This is a genomic window from Flavobacterium sp. PS2 (assembly GCF_046250155.1).
Classification (GTDB): domain Bacteria; phylum Bacteroidota; class Bacteroidia; order Flavobacteriales; family Flavobacteriaceae; genus Flavobacterium.
Map to the genome: position 1 here is coordinate 1,943,497 of NZ_CP176426.1, position 26,989 is coordinate 1,970,485.

Here is a 26,989-nt window from a genome sequence, read left to right on the forward strand (position 1 = left end):
TTGGAGCTTTTTCTTTTAAATAAATTACCTTTGCAAAAAAAAGATCTTGATTACAACAACCGATATATTTACGATTTCCAATCAAAAGCAATTTGAAAAAATAGCGTTGAAAGTATTTCGCTTTCAATACGAAAACAACGTAGTATATCGAACATTCTGTGATTATCTTAAAACAGATCCTCAAAAAGTAAAGTCTCTTAACCAAATTCCTTTCTTGCCAATTCAGTTTTTTAAGAGCCATAATGTAGTCTCAAATTCTAATCCTGCACAGGTTACTTTTACCAGTAGCGGTACAACAGGAATGATTACCAGCAAGCATATTGTAACCGATGTTTCTTTGTATGAAGAAAGTTATCGCAAAGGATTTTCAGAATTTTATGGTAACATCGAAGATTATGCTGTACTAGCACTTTTGCCTTCTTATCTAGAACGCAACGGATCTTCTTTAATATACATGGTCGAAGATTTAATTAAATTATCAAACCATCCAGAAAGTGGGTTTTATTTACACAACCATGAAGAACTTACCCAAAAACTAATCGAATTAGACCAGTCAGGACAAAATACTATCTTAATTGGTGTAACATATGCTTTATTAGATTTAATCGAAAAAAACTCGTTTAAACTACAAAATACCATCATCATGGAAACTGGTGGAATGAAAGGCAAACGCAAAGAAATGATTCGCGAAGAATTACACAAAGAATTATGTGAAGGCTTTGGAGTATCGGCAATACACTCTGAGTATGGTATGACCGAATTATTATCGCAAGCTTATTCTTTGGGTGAAGGAATTTTTGAATGTCCATCGTGGATTCAAGTGCTTATTCGTGATACCGAAGATGCTTTAACTTACGTAAAAGAAGGAAAAACTGGTGGTATAAACGTAATCGACTTAGCCAATATTAATTCCTGCTCCTTTATCGCTACGCAAGATTTAGGCAAAAAATATCCCAACAACTCTTTCGAGGTATTGGGACGTTTTGATAACTCTGATATTCGAGGTTGTAATTTGATGGTTTTGTAAAAAAGTTGATTTGTTTATTTGTTAAATCGGTTAACCGAAACTTACGATTAAACAAATTACCTGCTAAACAATTAAACCACTCTTATCACAAAATAATTTTTCTTTCCGCTTTGTAATAAAACAAACTGATTGTTTATTAAATCTTTATTAGAAAGAACAAATTCCTCTGTTATTTTTTCTCTGTTAACCGAAATAGAATTAGCTGTAAGAGCACGTCTAGCTTCACCATTCGACTTAAAGAATCCTGTTTTCTCATTGAGAACATTTATAATCTCCAATCCGTTTTCAAGGTCGGCTTTAGCAATTTCTGCTTGAGGCACACCGTCAAAAACATCTAAGAAAGTCGCTTCATCTAATTGTTTTAAATCATCTGAAGTAGAATTTCCGAATAAGATACCCGAAGCTTTAATTGCATTTTCTAAATCTGCAGTAGAATGTACCATTACAGTAATTTCTTCAGCCAATCTTTTTTGCAAAATACGCAAATGTGGTGTCTCTCTATGTTCTATTGTCAAAGATTCAATTTCTTCTTTTGATAAGAAAGTAAAAATCTTAATATATTTTTCAGCATCAACATCCGAAGTATTTAACCAATATTGGTAAAACTTGTACGGAGATGTTCTTGCTGCATCCAGCCAAATATTTCCACCTTCTGATTTTCCGAATTTTGTTCCGTCAGCTTTTGTAATTAATGGACAAGTTAAAGCATAAGCTTTTCCGCTTTCCATTCTTCTTACCAATTCCGTTCCTGTGGTGATATTACCCCATTGGTCACTTCCACCCATTTGCAGGGTACATTGTTTGTTTTTATACAAATGCAAAAAGTCATATCCTTGAACTAACTGATAAGTAAACTCTGTAAACGACATTCCTTCGGCAGCTTCTGAAGACAATCTTTTCTTTACAGAATCTTTTGCCATCATATAATTTACCGTAATATGTTTACCCACATCACGAATAAAATCTAGGAATGAGAATTCTTTCATCCAATCGTAGTTGTTCACCAATTCGGCAGCATTAGCCGCATCTGAAGTAAAGTCTAAAAATCGAGACAATTGCCCTTTTATAGCTTCCTGATTATGACGTAACGTTGTTTCGTCAAGTAAATTTCTTTCATTCGATTTTCCCGATGGATCACCAATCATACCTGTTGCCCCACCAACTAACGCCAATGGTTTGTGTCCTGATAACTGAAAATGCTTCAATAACATCACTCCAACCAAGTGCCCTATATGCAATGAATCCGCAGTTGGATCAATTCCCACATATGCCACTCTCATTTGTTCCATCAAATGTTCTTCAGTACCTGGCATAACGTCGTGAAGCATTCCTCTCCAAGTTACTTCTTCAATAAAATTTTTCATTTCTTTTAAAATAATTTTTACAAATATAATTAATTCTGTTAGGAGTAAATACTATAAAACACTCCTGTTACAAAAGATTTTCATTTCTGTCCTGCAAAATATTAACCATTAAATTCAAACTATAAAAACTATCTTCATCTATACCCAGCTAAACAGTTCATGCTTTAACCTTTAATATGCAGTAAAAGCAATATATAATGGCTACATTCGCAAAAAAACTAACAAATTACCATGAAAAAACCATTACTAATTACTATTTTATTTTTATTCTGTTTTACCTTTTCATACGCTCAAATCTCTTTTGAAAAAGGATATTATATTTTAAACGATGGAAGTCGCATAGAATGTTTCATAAGAAACATAGACTGGAAAAACAACCCAACAGATTTTAAATACAAAACACAACTTAGTGACAACGACTTTAAAACCGAAACCATTGCAAACGTTCAAGAGTTCGGGATTGACAATGAAACCACATTTAAAAAATTTAAAATTAAAATAGATCGTACAAGCGACGAACCAAATAAGTTATTAGCTGACAGAAACCCTGTTTTTAAAGAAGAAGTAATTTTTTTAAAAATTCTTATAAAAGGCGATGCTACTTTATATAGTTACACCGATCAAAACCTTAATAGATATTTTTACGAAACAAAAACGATTCCTGTGGAGCAACTTGTTTATACAAAATATTATCAGATTGATTCTAACGGCTCCCCAACAATACTAGCCGAAAATAATGAATATAAACAACAACTGTTTCAAAATGTAAAGGCCGAAAACACAACCGAAAAAGAAATTATAAAACTTAATTACAATAAATCAGATCTTACTAAGTATTTCATAAAATACAATAACATCAAACCTAATTTAGCTAAAGAAGAAAGAAAAGTAAACAAAGGAATTTTTCTAGTTAAAATAACGCCTAGCGCAAGCATTGCATCATTATCTACTGAAAATGATTACTTTCTTCGCGATAACGTACAACTAGATAATAAAATTAACTTCAAGTTTGGTGTCGAGGCAGAGTACATCCTTCCATACAACAAAAACAAATGGAGTATTTTTATAAATCCTGCTTATCAAACATACCAAGATGATAAAACATATAATGTTCCTAGTGGATTTATAATAAGCCCGGAAACCCCTAACAATGCAAAAGTAAAATACACTTCTATACAAATCCCTATCGGAATAAGACATTATATGTTTTTAAATCAAAGCTCTAAAATTTTTATAAACGTAGCTTATGCATTTGATGCAGGAAGCAAAACAAACATCACTTACACAGATGTTACAAATAAAACTACAAGAGAATATGAAAGTGGTTCTGGAAGTAATTTTGCTTTCGGCCTTGGTTATAACTTTAAAAATAAATTTAGCTTCGAAGCAAGATTAAATACCAAAAAAGAATTAATGCGCGATTATCTAACTTATTCTGCAAAATATAGCTCAATAGATTTTGTTTTAGGATACACAATTTTCTAATAAACAAAACATTTGATCCTATAAACAAATAAGGCATATTGAAAAGATACTTTTTAATATGCCTTATTTATTATCTGTACCCTGAATCGTACGAAATTTGTATGTAGATAAATCGAAAGTATTATCTTTACAAAATGGTTTTAGTAACAGGAGGAACAGGTTTAGTCGGCGCACATTTATTACTTCATTTAATTGAAAATGGAGACAACGTTCGGGCAATTTACCGAAACGCAAATAAAATAGAAAAAACAAAATCAGTTTTTGATTTATATAAAAAATCACATTTATTCAAATCAATACAATGGGTTGAAGCTGATATCCTCGATGTTCCCTCATTAGAAATTGCTTTTGCAGATATTGAGTATGTATATCATTGTGCAGCCTTAATCTCTTTTGACCCAAAGGACGAAGACTTAGTACGAAAAACCAATATTGAAGGCACTGCAAACATTGTAAATTTTTGTATCGCAAAGCAAATAAAAAAATTATGCTTTGTAAGTTCAATAGCCGCTCTTGGAGACCTTGCAGCGCATGAAACTATCATAACCGAAGAAACAGAATGGAATCCTGAAAAACCACATAGCGATTATGCAATATCTAAATATGGCGCCGAAATGGAAGTTTGGCGTAGTTGGCAAGAAGGCCTTGATGTTGTTATTATAAATCCTGGGGTAATTATGGGTCCTATCCCAAAATCTAAAAGTGATGAACAAGGAAGCGCAGAACTTTATACAAAAGTAGCCAATGGGCTTTCATTCTACACGCTGGGAAGTACTGGATTTGTTGCCGTAGATGATGTTGTTAGAATCGCCGTAACATTAATGAAAAGCGAGATAAAAAACGAGCGATTTACTTTAATTGCAGATAATATCGTTTTTCGAGATGTTTTAAATATTATTGCTGATGCATTAAAAGTAAAAAGACCTACAATTCATGCAAGTCCTTTACTTATGAAAATTATATGGAGAATCGATTGGTTTCTATCTACATTTTTCCTGAAGAAAAGACAGATTACAAAAGCGACTGCAAAATCGTCTTATACAAAAGATTTATATTCGAATGAAAAAATAAAAACCACTTTAAAAACTGACTTCATAAATATCCATCAATATATTAAAGAGGTTTCTACTTTATAAAAAGTTAATTACTCTGTTTCATCTCTATTTTAGGCGAAACCGGCTTTACTTTTATCAATTCTTCTTTAGGTTTTTTAATAGTGTCTTTTTTAACAGCTTTGCCGTTTTTTTCAAGCAACTTCTTTTTCTTCTCTTCAATTTTGATTAAAGAATCTACCTTCTTTTTATTTTTTTCTATACGCGCACTAATCTCATCAAACATGTCTTTGTAATCATTATAATTTGCAGCGTAATACATATTACTCTTTACAAATTGCAAACTATCTACTTTATATTTTTTTAATATAAATCTGGTAGGATTAGTATCGCTAGAATCAAGAGACATTGGATTCTGGTATTTTATTGCTTCTAATAATGATAAGTCATACATAATATCTATCATCTTATCTCTTTCAACAAGTCGTTCTGGTTTTGCAACCAGTTCTTTCTTGCATCCTACAACAAACATTAATACCGAAATAATTATGACTATTTTTCTCATATCTTATCTATCAAATAATAATCTTTTTCCAGCGTGAACGTTTTTCACTTTAAATGCATTGTAAACCAATTGTCCATTTACAAAAGTGTGAGTAATTCTTGATTTAAATGTATATCCCTCAAATGGAGACCACTTACATTTTGCCAAAATATTATCTGTATTTACACTCCAAGGTAAACCAGGATTTACAATTACCAAATCGGCATAATAACCTTCTCTAATAAAACCTCTTTTTTCAATCTTAAAAATTTTAGCAGGATTGTGACACATTTTTTCAATGATTTTCTCAACGCTAATTTTTCCTTGATGATGCGCTTCAAACATAGCTACAACGGCATGCTGAACCAAAGGACCTCCAGAAGGAGCTTTTAAATAGGATTGTTTCTTTTCTTCTTTAGTATGTGGCGCATGATCTGTAGCAATTACATCTATTCGTCCATCTAGCAATGCTTCCCAAAGAGCTTTTCGGTCATCGGCAGTTTTTACAGCAGGATTCCATTTTATAAAGTTACCCTTAGTTTTATAATCTTCATCTGTAAACCATAAATGATGCACACAAACTTCGGCAGTAATTTTCTTTTCTTCTAAAGGGATTTTGTTTGTAAACAATTCCATTTCTTTAGCAGTCGAAAGGTGAAAAATATGCAAACGAGCTCCTGTTTTCTTCGCCAAAGCGATAGCCTTAGATGAAGAAATATAACACGCTTCGGCACTACGAATTAAATGATGTACCGTCACAGGAACATCTTCACCATACTCTGCCTTATATTTTTCTAAATTATTCTGAATTGTTGTTTCATCCTCACAGTGTACCGCAATAAGCATTGGTGTACTAGAGAATATTTTTTCGAGTGTAGCTTCATTATCTACTAACATATTTCCCGTTGAAGAACCTAGAAATATCTTAATTCCTGCTACATTTTTTGGATTTGTTTTTAAAACCTCCTCCAAGTTATCATTTGTAGCTCCCATCATAAACGAATAATTCGCATACGATTTCTTTGAAGCTATTTGGTATTTCTCTTCTAATATTTCCTGAGTTACAGCATTAGGAACAGTATTAGGCTGCTCGATAAACGAAGTAATTCCTCCGGCAACAGCTGCTTTAGACTCAGATTCAATATCTCCTTTATGTGTTAAACCCGGCTCTCTAAAATGTACTTGATCATCTATAGCTCCCGGCATTAAGTAACTTCCTTCGGCATCAATAACGACACAATTAGAAGACTTTAGACTTATACTATCTGAGATCTCTACAATTATATCATTTTCGATTAGCAAATCGCCTTCAAAAATTGACCCTTCGTTTACAATTTTAGCATTTTTTATTAAAATCCTATTCATCCTTAATATTGGTTTATAATGAATTGACTAATTTTTTTAGTCGAAGTGAGATAACTCCAAAAATTGCCTCTTTTATAATAGCATTACTCATTTTAGAAACTCCTTTGGTTCTATCAGTAAAAATAATAGGAACCTCGGTAATTTCAAATTTCTTGCAATACGTTCTATATTTCATTTCAATCTGAAAAGCATAACCAACAAATTTTATTCTGTTAAGATTAATAGCCTCCAAGACTTCTCTTTTATAACATACAAATCCTGCAGTGGCATCATGTATTTTCATACCTGTTATGAATTTTACATACACCGATGCAAAATATGACATCAATACACGGCTTAATGGCCAGTTTACAACATTTACCCCTGTTACATATCTAGATCCAATAGCCAGATCTGCTCCACCAAAATGACAAGCATCAAAAAGTTTTTCGAGATCATTTGGGTTATGCGAAAAATCGGCATCCATTTCGAATATATAATTATACTTTCGATCCAGAGCCCATTTAAAACCATGAACATAAGCAGTTCCTAAGCCTGCTTTTTTGGCTCTGTTTTCTAAAAACAATTTCCCTTCAAACTCCTCTTGAAGCATGACAACTTTATCTGCAGTTCGATCTGGAGAGTTATCATCGACAATAAGAAGGTGAAAAGATTTATGTTGAGAAAGCACAGCTCTTATAATGCTTTCAATGTTTTCAATTTCGTTGTAAGTGGGAATTATGACAATACAATCATTCATTTTTCTGAGTAATTTCAACGCAAAAGTAAACTTTTTATAGCATTTCATTCATAATAAAGTTATAATAAAAGTATTGATATAAAAAATTACTAATTTTGCATCGCTATGATTGAACAACTTCATCCAAGAATTACTGAAAACAAAGACTGGGCAACACTTTTGTTTGTGTTATGCTTTGCGGTTATTGCTATAACAAAGTCTATCTATGAGAGCCGTTTTGGAGACTTTACAAAATTGATTTTCTCTGATAAATATGCAAAAATATATAGAGATAGCAGCCACATAAAAAGCGGTTTTACAATTGCCTTATTTTTTTTACAAATTATTTCTTTTGCATTCTTTATACAACTTACCTTAAGTAGTTTTGGACATGCATCAAAAACCGATTGGACTCTTTATATCCAAATTGTAACCTTGCTGGGATTTTTTATTTTATCAAAGTATTTAATCGAAAAGATTGTTGCTACTTCTTTTAATATTGAAGAATTTATCGAGCACTTTAACTTACAAAAAGTAACTTATAGAGCTTATATCGGTATTTTAATCCTTCCAGTTAATGCAATTTTGTTCTATTATGACGATATTTCAAAAAATGTACCGCTAACAATACTAGCTATTTCACTATGTATTAGCCTGTTCTCTTATTTTATTTCAATTAAAAACTATCAAAACGTAATATTGAGTAAGTTATTTTATTTTATTTTATATCTTTGCACTCTTGAAATAGCCCCTTATTATTTTATGTATTATTGGTTTACCAAAGGGAGTGCTTAGAAAATATTACAACTTATGAAAGTGAAAACAATTTTGGTGTCACAGCCTGAACCTAAAGTGGAAAACTCCCCTTATTTTGAGCTCCAACAGAAACACAAAATAAAAATTGATTTCAGACCTTTCATTCACGTGGAAGGAGTTAACGCTAAAGAGATTCGACTTCAAAAAATCGATCTTAATCATTACACTGCAATCATTTTAACAAGCAGAAACGCTGTTGATCATTTTTTTAGAGTAGCAGAAGAAATGCGTTATAAAGTTCCTGAAGGATTAAAATATTTTTGTCAATCGGAAGCCGTTGCTTTTTACCTACAAAAATACGTAGTGTACAGAAAACGTAAAATTTATGTTGGCGCTAAAGATTTTGCAGATTTATCTCCATTAATCAAAAAGTACAAAGACGAAAAATTCTTACTACCTGCTTCTGATCAATTAAATGCTGATGCTCCTATTACTTTAAACAACTTAAAAGTTGATTGGACTCAAGCAATTTTTTACAAAACAGTAATGAGTGATTTATCTGACTTAGCAGATGTTTATTATGACATTTTAGCTTTTTTCAGCCCAACAGGAATAAAATCATTATTTAAAAACTTTCCTGACTTCAAACAAAACGAAACTAGGATAGCTGTTTTTGGAAGCACAACTCAAAAAGAGGCTTTAGATTATGGTTTAAGAATAGATATTCTTGCTCCAACTCCTGAAACTCCATCAATGACAATGGCATTAGAGAAATATATTGCTGAAGCAAATAAAGGAAAATAATCCTTTTATCTAAATAAATAAAAAGCTGCGAATTTCGCGGCTTTTTTTTATGCTCAAATCCCAACTTCAAGTAATACAAAACCTTACATCACTTATAGATTTGAAATTTTTGTTTTATCTCAACTTCCACCCCAATTCATCTTTGTCAAAGTTTAAAACCAAGGCTGTAAGGAACTTTAGTAAAAAATATTATTTTTATTTTCGTATATCTTTAAACATATCATGAAATGCAAATCAGAACAGATGTGAGAGAAATATTAAGTTATATCTCAGATGATCAACTTGATTTTTTTGCTCGAGAAACTATGGTTGATTGGAATGCTAAAAAATTAAAAGGTAAGGAATTATTTAAACTTTGTGTTTTTGGAGTTCTAAATGAAAATAGAGCTAGCTCTAGAGTATTTGAGAATTTTTATGAAAATCATTTCTTTTGTAAATATGCTCAAATTCCTAAAGATAAAAGTGTTAGTCACAGTAGTATTGCTGAGAGAATAGGAAAAATAAACGTTGCGTATTTTGAGAAATTATATCAGCATACTGTTACTATCTTTGAGGATAAACTTAATGAAAAAGATAAAGCTAAATTAAGTTTATATGACTCAACAATTACAAGTTTATCAGCTTCTTTACTGAGTTTTGGAATGCAAAATGGACAAAAGAACAAAAAAGGCGAACAAGGAAAAAATAGTATAAAATTCACGATTGGCTTTAGTGAGCTGCCTTTTAATGTCAAGTTTCACAAAGATCAAAAAATGATTAGTGAGGATTTGGCTTTGGGAAATATTCTAGAAGAACACATAGCCAATAAAAAAGATATTGCAGTTTTTGACAGGGGAATGAAGGATAGAAAGACAATGGTTGAACTCTCTAATGATGATAAGTATTTTGTGACCCGAATTTATAAATCATCTAAATATGAAGTAGATAAAGGTAGTAAAGTAACTCTATTAGATTTTGAAAATGAAATCCTTAAACTAACAAGACATAGCAAGGTTTACCTTTATGCTAATCAAAAGAAGACTAAAATAGTTTTTAGATTAGTTGAGGGGATATTAAAATCTGATGGAGAAAAAATATTGTTTTTAAGCAATTTACCTGAAGATGAATTTACAGCAATTCAAATAGCTGAAATTTACAAAAGACGTTGGGATATTGAGCGTTTCTTTAGATTTATAAAACAAGAATTGAATTTTAAACACTATTTTTCAAGACAGTGGAATGGAATTCAAGTAATGATTTACATTATTTTAATTGCATCAATATTGCTTTTGAGTTACATAAAACTAAATCAATTAAAAGGATATAAAATCCCCAAAATGTCATTTTGTAATCAATTGCAAAATGACATTATTCAACAAGTAGTAATACATTGTGGTGGAGATCCTACTAAATTAGAAACATTTAATGCATGAAACCAAGTTCCTTACAGCCTTGGTTTAAAACTTTGACAAAGATTTCGATTTCAGAACTTAATTAAAGTTTTATCATTAAATTTGATTTCTATTTTAAACCAAAATACTAAAATTAGTTTCAAATCACAACACATGAAAATCAACTCACTCGTTATAGAAATAGATGGTATCGATAAAGAAATTTTACGACACTTAATGGAGGATGCACGAAAACCAATATTACAGATTGCTAATAAAATCGGAATTTCGGGTGCAGCAATTCACCAGCGATTACGCAAACTAGAGCAATCGGGAGTGATATCAGGTTCAAAATTCACCGTTAACAATAAAGTTCTAGGATATAATACAATGGCGTTTGTAGGCGTATATCTTGATAAAGCTGCGCGAAATCCAGAAGCTGTGAGAGAATTAAAAAAAATACCCGAAGTTCTCGAATGCCACTATACAACAGGAAACTGGTCAATATTAATTAAAATAATATGTCGTGACAACGAACATTTAATGCAGTTATTAAACACCAAAATTCAGGCAATTGAAGGCGTATCCAGAACAGAAACCTTCATCTCGTTAGACCAACAAATCGACAGACAAATTCAGCTATAATTACCTGAATATATCATATATAAAAAAGGAGAGATTAAATCTCTCCTTCTATATTATCTTCTTTTTTTGCTTTCTTCTTTTCAAATGTCAAGACCAATGCTGGTAAGACTAATAAATTAGCAAACATTGCAAATAGCAATGTACAAGATATTAATCCTCCTAACGCAATTGTTCCGCTAAAACTAGACAATGTAAAAGTCGCGAATCCGAAAATTAATACAATCGAAGTATAAAACGTACTAATTCCTGTTTCCCTTAAAGCACTAAATACTGATTTTTTAATCTTCCCGTTACTTTGCAATAAATCATGACGGTATTTTGCCATAAACTGTATCGCATTATCTACCGAAATACCAAAAGCAATACTAAATACCAATATTGTTGATGGCTTAAGCGGAATACCAAAATATCCCATTAATCCTGATGTAATACAAAGTGGCAAAATATTAGTAATTACCGATGCCATTACCATTTTTCCTGATCTAAACAAATAAGTCATAAGTGCTGCAATTACTAAAATCGCAAAAATTAAAGACTCTATAAGATTATCTACCAAATACGAAGTCCCTTTCTGGAACACTAAAGCTTTCCCTGTTAAGGTAACCTCGTAACGATCTTTTGGAAAAATCTCTTCTATTTTCTTTTTCAGCTTCCCTTCTACTCGAGCCATTTCCTGAGTTCCAATATCTTTCATAAAAGTCGTGATTCGAGCGTATTGTCCAGTCGAATCTACATAACTTTTCATCAAGTTATCTTTACTGTTTTTCGTAGCATTTTTAGCATACGATAAAATAAAAGTTTGCTCTTGCGAAGTTGGCAACTCATAATATTCTGGGTTACCATTATAAAATGCCTGTTTAGAGTATTTAACTAAATTTACTATCGAAACTGGTTTTGATAATTCTGGAATCGTAGCAATTGTTTCTTGCAACTCATCCATTTTTTTCATAGTCGATAATTTCATAACACCTTTTTTATGCTTGGTGTTAATCATAATCTCCAACGGCATCACACCGTTGAACTCTTTTTCATAAAAAAGAATATCTTTAAAAAACGATGCGCTTTTTGGCATTTCACCAATTAAACTACCCGAAACTTTTATTTGAGAAACTCCTATCACACTAAAAAGAAGTGCTAAACCGTAAATTGTATAAATTACTTTTCGTTTATTTTTTACAACATTCTCAACCCAATCCAGTAAAGACGAAATGTAATTTTTACTTAAGTGATACAAATGTTTCTCTTTAGGCAAAGGCATAAAACTATACACAATTGGCACTATTACAAGTGTAAGCAAGTAAACCGATATAACATTGATAGAAGTCACTAATCCGAACTCAAACAACAAATCGTTACCCGTAATCATAAACGTTGCAAAACCTACAGCAGTTGTTAAGTTCGTCATTAAAGTCGAAACTCCAATTTTAGAAATAATACGTTGTAAAGCTTTTGCCTGATTGTTATGAATCTTTATTTCCTGCTGGTATTTATTGATTAAGAAAATACAATTTGTGATTCCGATTACGATAATCAATGGAGGAATTACTGCAGTTAAAATTGTAATTTTATAATGAAACAATCCTAATGTCCCAAACGACCACATTACCCCAATTAACAAAATACAGATTGATATAAACGTAGCTCTGAAAGAACGGAAAAACAAAAAGAAAATCAATGAAGTAATAAGTAATGCCGCACCAATGAAAAGTCCAATTTCACCTTTCATATTCTCCGCATTAATTGTTCGGATATATGGCATTCCCGAAACGCGAAGATCTATTCCTGTAGTTTTTTCAAACTTCTCGATTCTAGGAACCAATTCTTCCAGAATAAATGTTTTTCGAGCTGCAGTATTTACTATTTTCTTATTCAGATAAACTGCTGAACGAATACTTCCTGATTGCTTATTAAACAATAAACCTTCGTAAAAAGGCAAATTATTAAAAAGGTCAAATTTTATTTTTTTAAGGTATTCCGGATTTACTGCTTGATTTTGATCTATAAAAGGAACAAGTACAAATTTTTCTGCAACAGTATCTTTTTCCAGCTTCTTTAAATCATTTAGCGAAACAACTAAATCTACCGCTTTAGAACCCTTTAATCCTGTCATTAACTCATTCCAGGCAGCATAATTTTTTGGCGTAAAAAAAGTTTCGTCTTTAAATCCGATAACGATAAGATTTCCTTCTTCACCAAATTTATTTAAAAAGTCTTGATATTGCTGGTTTACAATGTGTTTTTTAGGAAGTAAATTAGCTTCCGTATAAGTCATTCCAAGATTTCTCCATTGCAAGCCAAGAAAAACAGTTATGGCTGCAATAATCCCTAAAATTAGGATTCTATTTTTAAGTATAATTCTGGCAATAGATTCCCAGAAACCTACATTTGATTTCTTTTTCATAAAAGTATTAAAAATGGATGCAAATGTAGTGAAAAACACAGGAAAGGATAAAATTTGAGTACACTTTTATACTATTATTTCTATAAATTATAGTCATTTTTTTACAATAAGTTAATTGAAATTGATGCGATTTCTTAGCTACCTTTTCTCATATTTGTATTATTTTTGAGAAAATAATTACATTATTTAAAATATAGGATGAAGAACTACAAAAACGCATTGTTTTATATAGGGGTAACCGGAGGTTTTACAGCTTTAATTTACTGGATCATTACTAAAGGTAAATACTTAGAGGCAAATAAAACAATAGAAGTTGTAGGTACAGGAAAAGGTTCTTGGCAAGATTTTATTTCTTCGATGCAATCTAATTTTCAAGACCCACTAGCCATATTATTAGCCCAAATTATAACAATAATATTTGTCGCCCGTTTTTTTGGGTGGATTTTCAAACGTATTGGGCAACCATCTGTAATAGGCGAAATTATTGCCGGTATTGCTCTTGGACCATCCTTATTAGGCTTGTATTTTCCTGAATTTGCAATGGCCTTATTTCCTGTCGAATCCTTAGGGAACTTAAAATTTTTAAGTCAGATTGGTTTAATACTTTTCATGTTTGTCATTGGAATGGAACTCGACTTAAACGCATTAAAAAACAAGGCAAATGAAGCCGTTGTAATAAGTCACGCCAGTATCGTAATTCCTTTTGCATTAGGTATTGGGCTCGCTTATTTTGTTTACAACCAATTTGCTCCCGAAGGTGTAAAATTCCTATCCTTTAGTTTATTTATGGGAATAGCCATGAGTATTACAGCTTTTCCTGTACTTGCAAGAATCGTTCAGGAACGAGGTATTCATAAAACCAAATTAGGTACAATTGTTATCACTTGTGCCGCTGCCGATGATATTACTGCCTGGTGTTTACTTGCTGTAGTAATTGCTATTGTAAAAGCTGGAAGTTTTGTTAGCTCGATATACATCATTTTCCTAGCTGTTATTTATGTTCTGGCAATGTTATATATTGTAAAACCATTCTTAAAAAGAATAGGTGATTTATACGGAGCAAAATCGAATATAGACAAACCTGTCGTTGCCATTTTTGTACTTACTCTTATTGTTTCTTCATACGCAACCGAAGTTATTGGTATTCATGCACTTTTTGGTGCATTTATGACTGGAGCAATCATGCCTGATGTTCCTAAATTCCGAACCATGTTTATCGAGAAAGTCGAAGATGTATCTGTAATTTTATTACTACCTCTTTTCTTCGTTTTTACTGGTTTAAAAACCGAAATCGGACTTATAAACGATCCTTATTTATGGACTGTAACCGGAATGATTATATTAGTTGCAGTTGTTGGGAAATTTTTCGGAAGCGCGCTTGCAGCCAAGTTCGTAGGACAAAGCTGGAAAGACAGTTTAACCATTGGAGCCTTAATGAATACAAGGGGATTAATGGAATTGGTTGTACTGAATATAGGATTAGAGCTCAAAGTGCTAACTCCCGAGGTATTTACAATGATGGTTATCATGGCATTGGTAACTACTTTTATGACTGGACCCGCACTGGATTTAATCGATTTTGTATTTAAAACCAAAGAAACCCCAGTTCTCGAAGAGCCATCAATTAGCAATAAATACCGAATCTTGATTTCGTTTGGAAATAACGAAAGAGGAAAATCTCTTTTGCGATTGGCACATAGTATGGTCAAGAAACAGCAAGATAACTCTCAAGTTACGGCAATGCATTTATCTTTAAGCGACGAGATGCATGCTTTTAATATCGAAGATAAAGAGAAAGACAGTTTTATTCCGCTTGTCGAAGAATCAAAAATTCTTAAACAGGAAATCACCACTATTTTTAAAGCAACTATAGACATTGAAAGTGACATTGCCGACATTGCCAATCAAGGTAATTATGACTTGTTACTGGTTGGTTTAGGACAATCTATTTTTGAGGGAACATTGTTAGGGAAAGTAATTGGTTTTACAACCCGAATCATTAACCCAGATAGACTTATAGATAAATTTATTGGGAAAGAAGGATTGTTTCAGAATTCTCCTTTTGATGAAAGAACCCGATTGATTGTTTCGAAAACTAAAATGCCTTTGGGAATCTTAATCGACAAAGAATTACAAAATGTAAATCAAGTATTTATACCAATTTTTAGTGTCGAAGATACGTTCTTGATAGATTATGCTCAAAAGCTAATTTTCAATAACAATTCACACATCATGATTCTGGATGTAAACGGAAACATAGAGTCTAATTTTGTAATTAAGAGTGCTATTAGTACCTTAGAGCAAAAATTCCCTAAGAACATATCTATGATGAGCGACCGTATCATCAAAAAGGAATTTCTAGACAAACAAGATCTAATGATTATTAGTCTTGAAAGCTGGAAAGCATTAGTCGACTCCAGAAGCACTTGGTTAAGTAACGTGCCTTCTGTATTAATTATTAAACCCTAAAAAATGAATTGGATTTTACTTATAATAGCTGGGCTATTCGAAGTAGGTTTTGCCTCTTGTCTTGGCAAAGCCAAAGAAACATCTGGAATGGTATCTACCTACTGGATGATTGGATTTTTTGTATGCCTTACCATAAGTATGGTTTTATTATTTAAAGCAACTCAGGTTTTACCTATAGGAACGGCTTATGCTGTCTGGACAGGAATTGGAGCTGTGGGAACTGTTTTGGTTGGGATTTTTATATTTAAAGAGCCTGCAACATTTTGGAGAATATTTTTCTTATCAACATTAATAGCTTCGATTATTGGGTTAAAATTTGTTTCTAGCCATTAATAACATGCAAACAAGCAACACTATAACTAATTCTCTACTAGCAATAATTCTTTTGCTAGTAGTTTTAATTGGTTATATCGTTTATCAGTTAGTTCAATCCAGAAAAGCAAAAGAGATAGCCGAAAAGAATTTTTATTTACTTGAGATGAAAGTAAATGATTTGCAATTGGAAACACTGGAATCTAAACTGAATCCACATCTTTTCAAGAACATTCTTAATTCAATTCAATCACACGCGTATCAAACATATTTTGCTCTGGATAAACTAGCAAATGTGTTAGATTATATCCTTTACGAAAGCAAAAAAAAGCTAGTAACACCAAAAGAAGAAATCGAGTTTGCACTGAATCTTATCGAAATCAATAAAATAAAGATCAGTCCACTTTTCGAATTAAAAGTAAAAACTATTATTGGCGAAGACGAAAAATTATACGACCAACCTTTACTCGCACCTTTAATTTCTATCGATTTAATCGAAAACGCATTTAAACACGCTGATATACAAAATGCCGATGCCTTTATCTCAGTAATATTCGAATTTAAGGATAACCATTTCTCTCTGACCGTTTCTAATAAAATATCAGATAAAAAAGTATTAAAAAAAGAACGAAGCGGTATCGGGAACACTACATTGGAACAACGATTAAAAATTATCTACAAAAATCAATTCAAACTTGATAAATTTGTAGAGAACGATATTTACATTGCTCATTTAAAAATTAATCTACTTGAATACAAAACTCAAATGCTTACTACTGGATGATGAGTTACCTGGTTTAACTTATCTAAAGATGCTTTGTGAGCAAATTCCAGCATTAGAGATTGTAAAAACTTTTAATAATCCCGAAAAATTACTAGCCGAAATTCCTAATCTCGATTTCGATTTATTAATCTCGGATATCGAAATGCCAGGAATTGACGGATTGAGTCTTGCCAGTTTATTAGAGAATAAATTAATTATTTTTTGTACCGCTTACAAAGATTATGCAGCCGAAGCTTTTAATATTGATGCTGTAGATTATATTACAAAGCCTGTAAAAATAGAACGTTTGCAAAAAGCAATTTCCAAAGCGCTTGAACAATTCAGTAAACCTGAGGCTACAAAAAAATTCATGCACTTAAATACCGACAAAGGCAAAACCTTGTTGTATTTTAACCAAATTCAATACATAAAAACAGCCACAACAGATAGTCGGGACAAAACAGTACTACTTACAGATGGTAGTTTGCTTACGTTAAAAAACATTAATTTTGATACCCTTTTAAAGCAATTACCTGATGCCCATTTTTGTCGGGTTAATAAAAAGGAAATCATAGCTATGAACGCCATACAATTCTTTAATCACAACGAAATTGTACTGCTTCATCAGAGAAAAAACGGGGAGAATATTACTCTTTCTTTAAGCGAAACGTACCGATCTGACTTTTTACTTAAAGTAAAAATATAAGTTATTACAAAGTTTTTCCGTCTTATTACATCTAATAGGAATTAGCTCTAGATTTTCTTTTTTCCTTAAAAGTCACTTCTCATATTTGCACAATAAATCAAAATGACGTGATATGAAAAACATCAAAAACTCATTATTTTATCTAATAATTATTGGCGGATTTTCGACTTTAATCTATTTGGTAATCTCAAAAGGAAAAGCATTAGAAATAGGAAGAGATATCGTTGTAAAAAAAACAGAAAGTAGCCATTGGAATGACTTCATTTCAGCAATGATCGAAAATCTACAACATCCGCTTGCTATTTTACTTGCCCAGATTATTACAATTATTTTGGTAGCGCGTTTCTTTGGGTGGGTTTTTAGAAAAATTGGTCAACCATCAGTAATTGGAGAAATGGTTGCTGGTATTGTTTTAGGACCATCCCTTATCGGAATGTATTTTCCTGAATTTTCAGCCACTTTATTCCCAAAAGAATCCTTAGGGAACCTACAATTTTTAAGTCAGATTGGTTTAATACTTTTCATGTTCGTAATTGGTATGGAACTGGACTTAAAAGTACTTAAAAACAAAGCACATGAATCTGTTGTAATTAGTCATGCAAGTATTGTAATTCCATTTGCATTAGGACTAACATTGGCATATTTCATTTATCATACTTTTGCTCCTGTAGGAGTTGAATTTTCTTCTTTCGGTCTCTTTATGGGTATTGCCATGAGTATTACGGCATTTCCCGTTTTAGCTCGAATTGTTCAGGAACGAGGCTTGCAAAAAACTAAACTTGGTACCATTGCCATAACTTGTGCTGCTGCCGATGATATTACTGCCTGGTGTATTCTTGCCGTAGTAATTGCTATTGTAAAAGCAGGCTCATTTACTAGTTCATTATATGTAATAGGATTAGCTATTTTGTATGTAATTGTGATGCTAAAAATAGTTCGACCGTTTTTAAAACGTGTAGGCGATTTAAATTCAACTCGTGAAAGTTTAAACAAACCAGTAGTTGCCATTTTCTTTTTAACGCTTTTATTTTCTTCTTACGCTTCAGAGCTAATAGGAATTCACGCTTTATTTGGTGCATTTTTAGCAGGAGCGATTATGCCCGAAAACAACAAATTCCGTAATATTTTCATCGAAAAAGTAGAAGATGTATCGGTTATACTTTTACTTCCTTTATTCTTCGTTTTTACAGGATTACGTACACAAATAGGATTATTAAATGATCCTTATTTATGGAAGGTTACAGGAGTAATTATTGCTGTAGCTGTAGTCGGGAAATTCTTCGGAAGTGCTCTTGCAGCTAAATTTGTGGGACAAAACTGGAAAGATAGTTTAGCCATCGGTGCCTTAATGAATACTCGTGGTTTAATGGAGCTGGTAGTGCTAAACATAGGATATGATTTAGGCGTTTTATCTACCGAAATTTTTACCATGATGGTAATTATGGCATTGGTTACTACATTTATGACTGGACCAGCTTTAGACTTTATCAATTTTATCTTTAAAGATAAAAAGACGACTATTCCAGAAGAAATAGGAAACAAAAGCAAATACAAAATTTTATTTTCATTTGATACTCCCGAAAAAGGAAAAACATTATTACGAATTGCAAATAGCCTGACTAAAAAACAACCTGATAATACTATTGTAACAGCAATGCATTTATCGTTGAGCTCTGAGTTGCACTCGTTTGAAGTAAAAGATTATGAAAGAGAAATGCTCTTACCAGTTATTTCAGAATCTGAGGTTTTAAACCAAAACATGATTAGTCTTTTTAAAGTATCTAATGATATTGATGCAGATATAACTGAAACGGCAAACCAAGGCGAATACGATTTATTATTGGTTAGTTTAGGACAATCTATTTTCGACGGAACGTTGCTAGGTAAAATCCTTGGTTTCACAACCAGAATCGTAAATCCAGACCGTTTAATTGATAAATTCACAGGAAAGGAAGGATTGTTTGAAAATTCTCCTTTTGATGAAAGAACAAGACACGTTATCGCTAAAAGCAAAATGCCAGTCGGAATTTTTATCGACAAAGAATTAGAAGAAATAAATCAGGTTTTCATGCCTATTTTTAGCAAAGAAGATGCATTCCTTATCGAATATGCTAAAAAATTAATTAACAATAATGGTTCCCAAATTACGATTCTGGATGCGAGCGGAGAATTAAAAAGCACCCGGGATATGCAGGAATCTATTCGATCTATTGAACAAATTGCCCCAAATCATATCATGCTAATGTCTGATAGAACTATTAAAAAAGAGTTTTTAGAGAATCAAGATTTAATGATTATTAGTTTAGACAGCTGGAAAAAACTAATCGAATCTCAAAGCACATGGCTTAATAATACGCCATCGGTTTTAATTCTTAAACCTTAATAGTTTTAAAAATCCCATTCGTAAAGAATGGGATTTTTTTTATTTATATACCTAAATTAAGCACAAAACTCAATTTAACGGCGATATTATCTTCAAATCTAGGTAACTGATTTGGTCCGTAGCGATAGAATCCGCTTAATCCCAAACCATTAAATATCTGATTAATTTCTATACCCGATTCAAAGAAACCTTTATTTAACGTCTTGTAGTCAATCCCCACATGTTGTTCTGGATTTTTCATATTTCCCCACGCCATACGCGAAACCAATACTAATGATGGCCTTACTTTCTTAATGATTTTAAATCGGTTAAAACCATGCTTCACCTGAAAAATAGCATATTCGCTTGAGAAAAATTCATTAAAAAACATCGTTTCAAAACTGTTTCTACCTGCAAACGTTATTCTCTGAATCATTGTTTCTTTGGTAATATTATTCGGAGAGGTATTGTATAAGTGTGTAATTGGTACATCGCCCATTGCATATCCTGCTTGCAAGAGCAAACTTGTTTTTTGCCCATTCAGATATTTTTTCTCGTATTCGGTTTTAAAATCTATTTTAGAGAAATTAAAATCATTTTCCATCACTTTAGGCAATGATTGAGTGTATTGTATGGTAAACTTCGGAAATCTTTTTTCAGTTTCAATTCGCCCGTTTGGGGTTTGCATATAATCACTAAACGGATTCCAAGCCAATGATAACATTGCCGTCGTCATAACATAGTTAGTATACAATCTTCCGTTTAAATTGTAAGCATAGTCAAATTTGGGTTCGATAAAAGATCGCGAAAGCTCAAAAATACTTTCTGTCTTTGGTACAATTCGAGTACCCACATAACTAGCCCAACTCACATAATTATAAAAAGTACTAATGTTTATGGGTCTTGGATCATAGAGTTTAAATACTCTTTTATCTACTGCAAAAATGGTACTTGCAATCTCCCTTACATCGTTGGTGTATGATGCTCCTACCCATGTATTCGAAAATCTTTCGACTCTTGTAGATAAATCCAGGTTATATTTAAAGTTACCGTCTTTTGTCCCGTAACCTGTGTAACCACCAATCTTATATTTTTTAGAAAACTGCTCATTGGTAACTCCTCCTAAACCAAATCGGAATCCTTCGTAATTATTATAACTAAATAGTTTTCTTAAGTCTAAATCGACAACACTTAACGGCAAGTAGCCATTAATAATTTTTCGTCCAAACCTAATTTTGCTTTCGACTCTTTTCTTTAACGAAATACTATCTAATAGCATGTACGTTTTCTGGGAACGAATATCTAAACTATCTTTTCGATATTTATTCCAAAAACTCTCTGGTTTTTTTATAGCATCATCTGTAATCTCAATATAGATAGATGGATTTTTTATTTCTATTGGTCTATTATAATGAACATCAAAATTGTTGCTTTCGGACATTAGATATGTATAATCCGAAGCTCCTTTTTTTCTATGAATATCTTCTTCTTGTTCTGCATCTCCGTCAAACTGAATTGTTCCTCCGAGAATCTTAATATCATCGTCATTTTTCCCTTTAACGATTTTGAATGTTGTATTCTTTGGAAACCAAATTTTCTCCTCTGGAATATAATCAAACTCATGTATTCCGCTAATATCGAGTACACCTTTTATGCGCATTACCGCTTTTGCAATAGCATAACTATCCTGATCAATATAAAGAACTCCTTCCAAGCCTAATTCAGACTTCTTCATTCGGTTTTTAAAGTAAACCATATAGGTTTGCCTTCCTTTTATCATAACCGTATCCAGCAACTTATAGCTGTAGTCTTTTAAGGCATCTTTGGCGATCGGGCTATTATACTTCGTTTCGAAAAGTTCGTAATTAGAATCGTATATAGAAATCGATTGTAGATTAAATGCAATAATTTCATAAATAGGCTGCTTGAAACCTGCCATTTTTGTTCCTAGAATGGTTTCTTTTAGCTTCTTATTACCAAATTGATATTGAGATACTTTTTCGGTTTGAAACAAATGCTGTTTGTTAGAAATCTCTTTGAATTTAAAATTAGCAGAATCTACCTTAATAAATCTTCGACCTATAGCTTCTTGCACAAAAATAGAATCTAATCTTGAGTTTATAGAATCGGGATTTGCCGTTACAATTAATTTGTTATAGGTTTTATACTCAAAACTCGTTAATTTTTTTTGTGGGTTATTTTTGTCTTTACTCGCAATTGTTTTTCTGATGATTTCAAGAGCGGGATTCTCGTTTGAGATAACAACTTCTTTTAAAGCATCTGTCGATTCGGCCAGGCTTATTTTATAAAACTTCTTATTAGGCGAAGTATAAATTGTAATTGATGTATAACCTATATAAGAAACCGAAAAATATTCGATACTAGAAATTGATAGGAGTGTAAATTTTCCATCGACATCAGTAATGGTGTTCATACCATCATCTGTAACGATTGTTGCAAAAGGAAGTGGTTTATTGGTAGCGTTTTCCGTTACAATTCCGTTTATCTGGAATTGCGCTTGTATAGAAAGCGTGAAAAACAATGTCAAGAAACACAATAACTTCATACAGAAAACAATATTATAAATTGGCTAGGATACACAAAAGTAAGAATAAAAAAATCCGTCTCGTATAAAATTAACAAGACGGATTTTTTAATCGTTATAAAAAGATTAAACCTTCATGATTTCAGCCTCTTTATTAGCTAATAACTCATCAATAAGTTTAATATATTTGTTAGTCAGGTTTTGTACTTCTTCTTCTGCGCTTTTACAAACATCTTCTGAAGTTCCTTCTTTTTCTAGTTTTTTAATATCTGTGTTGGCATCCTTACGAACGTTTCTCACACCAATCTTAGCATCTTCTGCTTCAGATTTTGCTTGTTTTGCCAAATCTCTACGACGCTCTTCTGTTAATGGCGGAACACTTATGATAATCACATCTCCATTATTCATAGGATTAAAACCAATGTTGGCTACCATGATTGCTTTTTCAATTGTTTGCAACATATTTTTTTCAAATGGTTGCAAAGTAATTGTTCTTGCATCTGGAACACTAATTTTAGCCACTTGCGAAAGTGGTGTTGCTGAACCATAATAATCTACAAAAACACTTCCTAGCATTGCTGGAGATGCTTTTCCTGCACGAATATTTAGAAATTCTTTTTCTAAATGTGCAATAGAATTTGCCATTGATTCTTTAGTGCTATCTAAGATAAATTCGATTTCTTCAGTCATATTTTTAAGTTTTCAGTTTTCAATCTCAGTTTTCAGTTCAAGTCGACAATTGCGACTGTAAACCGTAACTGAATACTATATATTTACTACAGTTCCAATATTTTCACCTTCGCAAATTTTCAATAAATTTCCGATTTTGTTCATATCAAAAACTACAATTGGTAATTTATTTTCCTGGCTTAATGTAAAAGCAGTAGTATCCATTACATTTAATCCTTTTTTAAGTACATCTTCAAAAGAGATAAAATCAAATTTTACAGCTGATGCATTTTTCTCTGGATCTGAGTCGTAAACACCGTCTACACGAGTTCCTTTTAAGATAACATCAGCATTAATTTCTATACCTCTTAAAACTGCTGCTGTATCTGTTGTAAAGTAAGGATTTCCTGTACCTGCACCAAAAATCACAATTCTGTTTTTCTCAAGGTGGCGTACTGCTCTTCTTTTAATATAAGGTTCAGCAATTGATTCTATTTTTAGAGCCGTTTGCAAACGCGTTAACATTCCTTTATTTTCCAAAGCGCCTTGTAATGCCATTCCGTTAATTACAGTAGCAAGCATTCCCATATAATCACCTTGTACTCTATCCATTCCTGAACTTACCCCAGAAACTCCTCTAAAAATGTTTCCTCCTCCAATTACAATGGCAATTTCTACTCCCTTTGCATGAATTTGCTTAATTTCTTCGGCATATTCGTCCAATCTTTTTGGGTCGATTCCGTATTGTAAATCTCCCATTAAAGCTTCTCCACTTAATTTAAGAAGAATTCTTTTGTATTTCATTTCTATGTTGCGTTGGTTTGTGCAAATATAGACATATTCTGATTTTTAAAAATAGTGTTTTAAAAAAATTAATTTATCTTCTCTTTTTTGCATAAAACGTCCATTTTAATAATGTATTTAGGACACAACATGACAAAAATCAGCATCGGTTTATATTAAAGCTGTAAATTTGTATTTCATAAAAAAATAAAATTTATGCAAAAATGTATTTCCAACGCCCTGTCCAATAGCTATTCATATATCGAATACCGAAAACTTGTTTCTGATTTATTAGCCGAAGGAAAATCGACAGGACTAGAACAATCTGAAGATTTAACAAATTATAGCAGCTTAAACGAAACTCGAATGAATCGGCTGGAAAAAACAATAAAAATTACCGAAACAACAATTTCTAAGCTAGAAAACATTCGCAAAAATTACATTTGGCTTGTTATTTCTGAAGGTTGGTGTGGAGATGCTGCACAACTATTGCCTATTATTTATAAAATGGCCGCAGAATCTGAAAACAAAATCGATCTGAAAATTGTACTTCGTGATGAAAATCCTGAGTTAATGAATTTGTTCTTGACAAATGGAGGAAAAGCAATTCCGAAATTAATTATAATCGATAAAGAAAAACTTGAAGTTCTTGCCGATTGGGGACCTCGCCCAAAAGGAGCAATTGACTTGGTAAACAACTATAAAAAAGAATTTGGGGCTTTTGATGAAACTATCAAGGCCAATTTACAATTATGGTACCTTCATGATAAAGGAGTTTCTACACAGGATGAAATCATGGAAATCATGGAAAAACAGGAAGGATAACTAATTGTATTTTTTACCACAAATCTTAAATATTTACAAAACACAAACTAAAACACTGAAAACAAGGATTATACATCAAAAAAAATATTTATTTTTAATTTATTTTTTGTAACTTGCTGTTATAGTCCCAATTCTATTATTTACTTTTTTATTTGCTCTTTTTATTGGTGTCTATTTATTGTCTAACAATTAAAAAATGCACTATTATGAAAAAGTTATTTGAAAAGTTCTACGATTTTTTTTCGCGATTCTTGTTTGGAGGGAAAAACATATCTCATTATTAACCTCAAAAAACACAATTTATGGAATAGCGATACTTAAAAAAAAGCACATTATAATATCTTATTTATAATGTGCTTTTTTATTATTTATCAATTTGACAGAAAGATTGAGCTCTTTCATTCAATACGTTTTAATAAACTCAAATATTAAGTTTTAAAGGAAAACCGAGAAAATAATGAAGACAGGTTTACTCCGAAATAATTTATTCTTTATTCAACCCTAAAGAAGCTTCAAATAAAGTAACGTCGATGGCATTTTTCACATCGTAGTCACCAATTTTGGTTCTTCGCAAAGCAGTTAAATGAGACCCCGAATTCATTGCTTTTCCAAAATCAAAGGCTAATGAACGAATATAAGTTCCTTTGCTGCAAACTACTCTAAAATCGATTTCTGGAAGTGCGATTCTAGTAATTTCAAATTCGTGAATTGTAGTTTTTCGGCTTGCAATTTCGATAGTTTCTCCTGCACGAGCATGCTCATACAAACGAACTCCATCTTTTTTTATAGCCGAATAAATAGGTGGTTTTTGATCTATTTCGCCCAAAAACTGTTTTACCGTTTCATGAATCAAGACCTCATCGATATGTTCCGTTGGGAAAGTTTGGTCGATTTCGGTTTCTAAATCATACGAAGGCGTGGTAGCTCCAATAAAAAAAGTACCTGTATATTCTTTGGCTTGACCTTGCAACTCGGTAATTCTTTTGGTAAACTTGCCTGTACAAATAAGTAATAGCCCTGTTGCCAAAGGATCTAATGTACCTGCATGACCAATTTTAAATTTCTTTGGTAATCCAGCTTTGTTTATCAGTGCATATTTTAACTTATTTACTGCCTGAAAAGAACTCCAATGTAAAGGTTTGTCTATTAGTAAAATTTGTCCGTTTAAAAAATCTTCGGGAGTATTCATTATATAATTGTAAGCGGATGAATAAAGAAATGAATCAGCAACAATACAATTCCTGCAATAATTCGGTAATATCCAAATACTTTGAATCCGTTTTTAGTCAAAAATCCTATGAAGGTTTTAATAGCCAAAAGTGCTACTATAAAGGCTACAATATTACCAATAATCAATAAATTAACCTGATCATGCGATAATTCGAATCCTGCTTTATAATAATCATAACACTTTTTAACCGTTGCTCCCAACATGGTAGGAACTGCCAAAAAGAATGAAAACTCTGCGGCCGTAGTTCTTGTCAATTTTTGCGACATTCCTCCTACTATACTTGCTCCACTTCTAGAAACTCCAGGAATCATTGCCAAACACTGGAACATCCCTATTTTAAAAGCTTGCAAATAGGTGATTTCTTGTGATGTTTCGGCTCCTTTTGGTGTACTAAACCATTCATCTACTTTTAATAAAATAATTCCTCCTAGTAAAAGTGAAATTGCAACTGTAACTGGATTTTCTAATAGACCATCTATAAAATCACTTAATAGTAATCCTAAAACAACTGCTGGTATAAAAGCAACTAATAATTTAAAGTAAAAATCTAGCGTTTGAAAGAAACGTTTGAAATACAAAACTACAACCGAAAGAATCGCGCCTAGCTGAATTACAATCGTAAAAAGTTTTGTAAAATCATCATGGGCAATCCCAAAAAATGATGAGGCAATAATCATGTGGCCAGTTGAAGAAACAGGTAAAAATTCTGTAATTCCTTCAATAATGGCTAAAACAACAGCTTGTAAAGTATTCATTTATTAGATTGTTAGATTGTTTAGAATATTAGACTGTT

The 26,989-nt window shown here is 32.0% G+C and carries 23 protein-coding genes; 13 read left to right on the top strand and 10 right to left on the bottom strand.

Features of this window, described 5'->3' with window-relative positions; all coding sequences use genetic code 11:
- Positions 1-46: 46 nt before the first annotated feature.
- Positions 47-1,027 carry an acyl transferase gene (locus tag ACJ6WR_RS08265; protein WP_409417553.1) on the top strand — a complete coding sequence of 327 codons (981 nt, stop codon included), beginning with the start codon at positions 47-49 and terminating at the stop codon, positions 1,025-1,027.
- A gap of 71 nt (positions 1,028-1,098) precedes the next feature.
- On the opposite strand, the gene tyrS is transcribed toward ACJ6WR_RS08265, so the two are convergent.
- Positions 1,099-2,391, bottom strand: coding sequence for a tyrosine--tRNA ligase (gene tyrS, locus ACJ6WR_RS08270; RefSeq protein ID WP_409417554.1), 1,293 nt, complete (start codon positions 2,389-2,391; stop codon positions 1,099-1,101).
- 231 nt (positions 2,392-2,622) lie between these two features.
- On the opposite strand from tyrS, the gene ACJ6WR_RS08275 reads away from it, so the two are divergent.
- A complete protein-coding gene (locus ACJ6WR_RS08275; RefSeq protein WP_409417555.1) occupies positions 2,623-3,876 on the top strand; it encodes an outer membrane beta-barrel protein in 1,254 nt (417 codons plus the stop codon).
- A 134-nt stretch (positions 3,877-4,010) separates the two neighbouring features.
- Entirely contained in the window at positions 4,011-5,012 is a 1,002-nt protein-coding gene (locus ACJ6WR_RS08280; protein ID WP_409417556.1) for an NAD-dependent epimerase/dehydratase family protein, read from the top strand.
- A gap of 4 nt (positions 5,013-5,016) precedes the next feature.
- Here the strand turns inward: ACJ6WR_RS08280 and ACJ6WR_RS08285 are convergent, their stop codons facing one another.
- Genes ACJ6WR_RS08285 through ACJ6WR_RS08295 form a run of 3 tightly spaced genes read right to left on the bottom strand, consistent with a single transcriptional unit; the run spans position 5,017 to position 7,576 of the window.
- Entirely contained in the window at positions 5,017-5,493 is a 477-nt protein-coding gene (locus ACJ6WR_RS08285; protein ID WP_409417557.1) for a DUF4296 domain-containing protein, read from the bottom strand.
- 3 nt (positions 5,494-5,496) lie between these two features.
- Positions 5,497-6,837, bottom strand: coding sequence for a dihydroorotase (locus ACJ6WR_RS08290; RefSeq protein ID WP_039117888.1), 1,341 nt, complete (start codon positions 6,835-6,837; stop codon positions 5,497-5,499).
- Positions 6,838-6,850: 13 nt separating this feature from the next.
- On the bottom strand, positions 6,851-7,576 hold the full coding sequence (locus ACJ6WR_RS08295) for a polyprenol monophosphomannose synthase (RefSeq protein ID WP_039115882.1): 726 nt from the start codon (positions 7,574-7,576) through the stop codon (positions 6,851-6,853).
- 105 nt (positions 7,577-7,681) lie between these two features.
- On the opposite strand from ACJ6WR_RS08295, the gene ACJ6WR_RS08300 reads away from it, so the two are divergent.
- The 4 genes from ACJ6WR_RS08300 (at position 7,682) to ACJ6WR_RS08315 (ending at position 11,130) form a co-directional block, all read left to right on the top strand.
- Positions 7,682-8,350 (top strand): DUF4271 domain-containing protein, encoded by a 669-nt coding sequence (locus tag ACJ6WR_RS08300; protein ID WP_039115880.1) that lies wholly within the window; start codon positions 7,682-7,684, stop codon positions 8,348-8,350.
- Positions 8,351-8,365: 15 nt separating this feature from the next.
- Complete coding sequence (locus ACJ6WR_RS08305) at positions 8,366-9,115, top strand: uroporphyrinogen-III synthase (RefSeq protein WP_039115878.1); 750 nt, start codon at positions 8,366-8,368, stop codon at positions 9,113-9,115.
- 227 nt (positions 9,116-9,342) lie between these two features.
- A complete protein-coding gene (locus ACJ6WR_RS08310; protein ID WP_409415626.1) occupies positions 9,343-10,527 on the top strand; it encodes an IS4 family transposase in 1,185 nt (394 codons plus the stop codon).
- Positions 10,528-10,659: 132 nt separating this feature from the next.
- Positions 10,660-11,130 carry an Lrp/AsnC family transcriptional regulator gene (locus ACJ6WR_RS08315; protein WP_035617352.1) on the top strand — a complete coding sequence of 157 codons (471 nt, stop codon included), beginning with the start codon at positions 10,660-10,662 and terminating at the stop codon, positions 11,128-11,130.
- Between the two features lie 34 nt (positions 11,131-11,164).
- Here ACJ6WR_RS08315 and ACJ6WR_RS08320 read toward each other — a convergent pair whose 3' ends face one another.
- Positions 11,165-13,531 carry an efflux RND transporter permease subunit gene (locus ACJ6WR_RS08320; protein WP_039117890.1) on the bottom strand — a complete coding sequence of 789 codons (2,367 nt, stop codon included), beginning with the start codon at positions 13,529-13,531 and terminating at the stop codon, positions 11,165-11,167.
- Between the two features lie 198 nt (positions 13,532-13,729).
- Here ACJ6WR_RS08320 and ACJ6WR_RS08325 point away from each other — a divergent pair, with 198 nt between their 5' ends.
- The 5 genes from ACJ6WR_RS08325 (at position 13,730) to ACJ6WR_RS08345 (ending at position 20,164) form a co-directional block, all read left to right on the top strand.
- Positions 13,730-16,000 carry a cation:proton antiporter gene (locus tag ACJ6WR_RS08325; protein ID WP_409417558.1) on the top strand — a complete coding sequence of 757 codons (2,271 nt, stop codon included), beginning with the start codon at positions 13,730-13,732 and terminating at the stop codon, positions 15,998-16,000.
- A 3-nt stretch (positions 16,001-16,003) separates the two neighbouring features.
- Complete coding sequence (locus ACJ6WR_RS08330; RefSeq protein ID WP_035617362.1) at positions 16,004-16,333, top strand: multidrug efflux SMR transporter; 330 nt, start codon at positions 16,004-16,006, stop codon at positions 16,331-16,333.
- 4 nt (positions 16,334-16,337) lie between these two features.
- The gene (locus ACJ6WR_RS08335) at positions 16,338-17,096 is read left to right on the top strand and encodes a sensor histidine kinase (protein WP_409417559.1); all 759 of its coding nucleotides are present in this window, start codon (positions 16,338-16,340) and stop codon (positions 17,094-17,096) included.
- A complete protein-coding gene (locus ACJ6WR_RS08340) occupies positions 17,062-17,781 on the top strand; it encodes a LytR/AlgR family response regulator transcription factor (RefSeq protein WP_409417560.1) in 720 nt (239 codons plus the stop codon). The genes ACJ6WR_RS08335 and ACJ6WR_RS08340 overlap by 35 nt, the downstream gene beginning before the upstream one ends.
- Before the next feature lie 112 nt (positions 17,782-17,893).
- On the top strand, positions 17,894-20,164 hold the full coding sequence (locus ACJ6WR_RS08345) for a cation:proton antiporter (RefSeq protein ID WP_039115868.1): 2,271 nt from the start codon (positions 17,894-17,896) through the stop codon (positions 20,162-20,164).
- Between the two features lie 43 nt (positions 20,165-20,207).
- On the opposite strand, the gene ACJ6WR_RS08350 is transcribed toward ACJ6WR_RS08345, so the two are convergent.
- The 3 genes from ACJ6WR_RS08350 to pyrH form a co-directional block, all read right to left on the bottom strand.
- Complete coding sequence (locus ACJ6WR_RS08350) at positions 20,208-22,709, bottom strand: DUF5686 family protein (protein ID WP_409417561.1); 2,502 nt, start codon at positions 22,707-22,709, stop codon at positions 20,208-20,210.
- 105 nt (positions 22,710-22,814) lie between these two features.
- Positions 22,815-23,378, bottom strand: coding sequence for a ribosome recycling factor (gene frr / locus ACJ6WR_RS08355; RefSeq protein WP_039117895.1), 564 nt, complete (start codon positions 23,376-23,378; stop codon positions 22,815-22,817).
- Positions 23,379-23,453: 75 nt separating this feature from the next.
- Positions 23,454-24,161, bottom strand: a complete 708-nt coding sequence (gene pyrH / locus ACJ6WR_RS08360; RefSeq protein WP_086896117.1) for a UMP kinase — start codon at positions 24,159-24,161, stop codon at positions 23,454-23,456.
- Positions 24,162-24,356: 195 nt separating this feature from the next.
- Between pyrH and ACJ6WR_RS08365 the strand changes: the two genes are divergently transcribed.
- Complete coding sequence (locus tag ACJ6WR_RS08365; RefSeq protein WP_409417562.1) at positions 24,357-24,965, top strand: thioredoxin family protein; 609 nt, start codon at positions 24,357-24,359, stop codon at positions 24,963-24,965.
- A 484-nt stretch (positions 24,966-25,449) separates the two neighbouring features.
- On the opposite strand, the gene truB is transcribed toward ACJ6WR_RS08365, so the two are convergent.
- On the bottom strand, positions 25,450-26,154 hold the full coding sequence (gene truB, locus ACJ6WR_RS08370; RefSeq protein ID WP_039115412.1) for a tRNA pseudouridine(55) synthase TruB: 705 nt from the start codon (positions 26,152-26,154) through the stop codon (positions 25,450-25,452).
- Positions 26,154-26,951 carry an undecaprenyl-diphosphate phosphatase gene (locus ACJ6WR_RS08375; RefSeq protein ID WP_086895883.1) on the bottom strand — a complete coding sequence of 266 codons (798 nt, stop codon included), beginning with the start codon at positions 26,949-26,951 and terminating at the stop codon, positions 26,154-26,156. Before ACJ6WR_RS08375 ends, truB begins: the two co-directional genes overlap by 1 nt.
- Between the last annotated feature and the right edge of the window lie 38 nt (positions 26,952-26,989).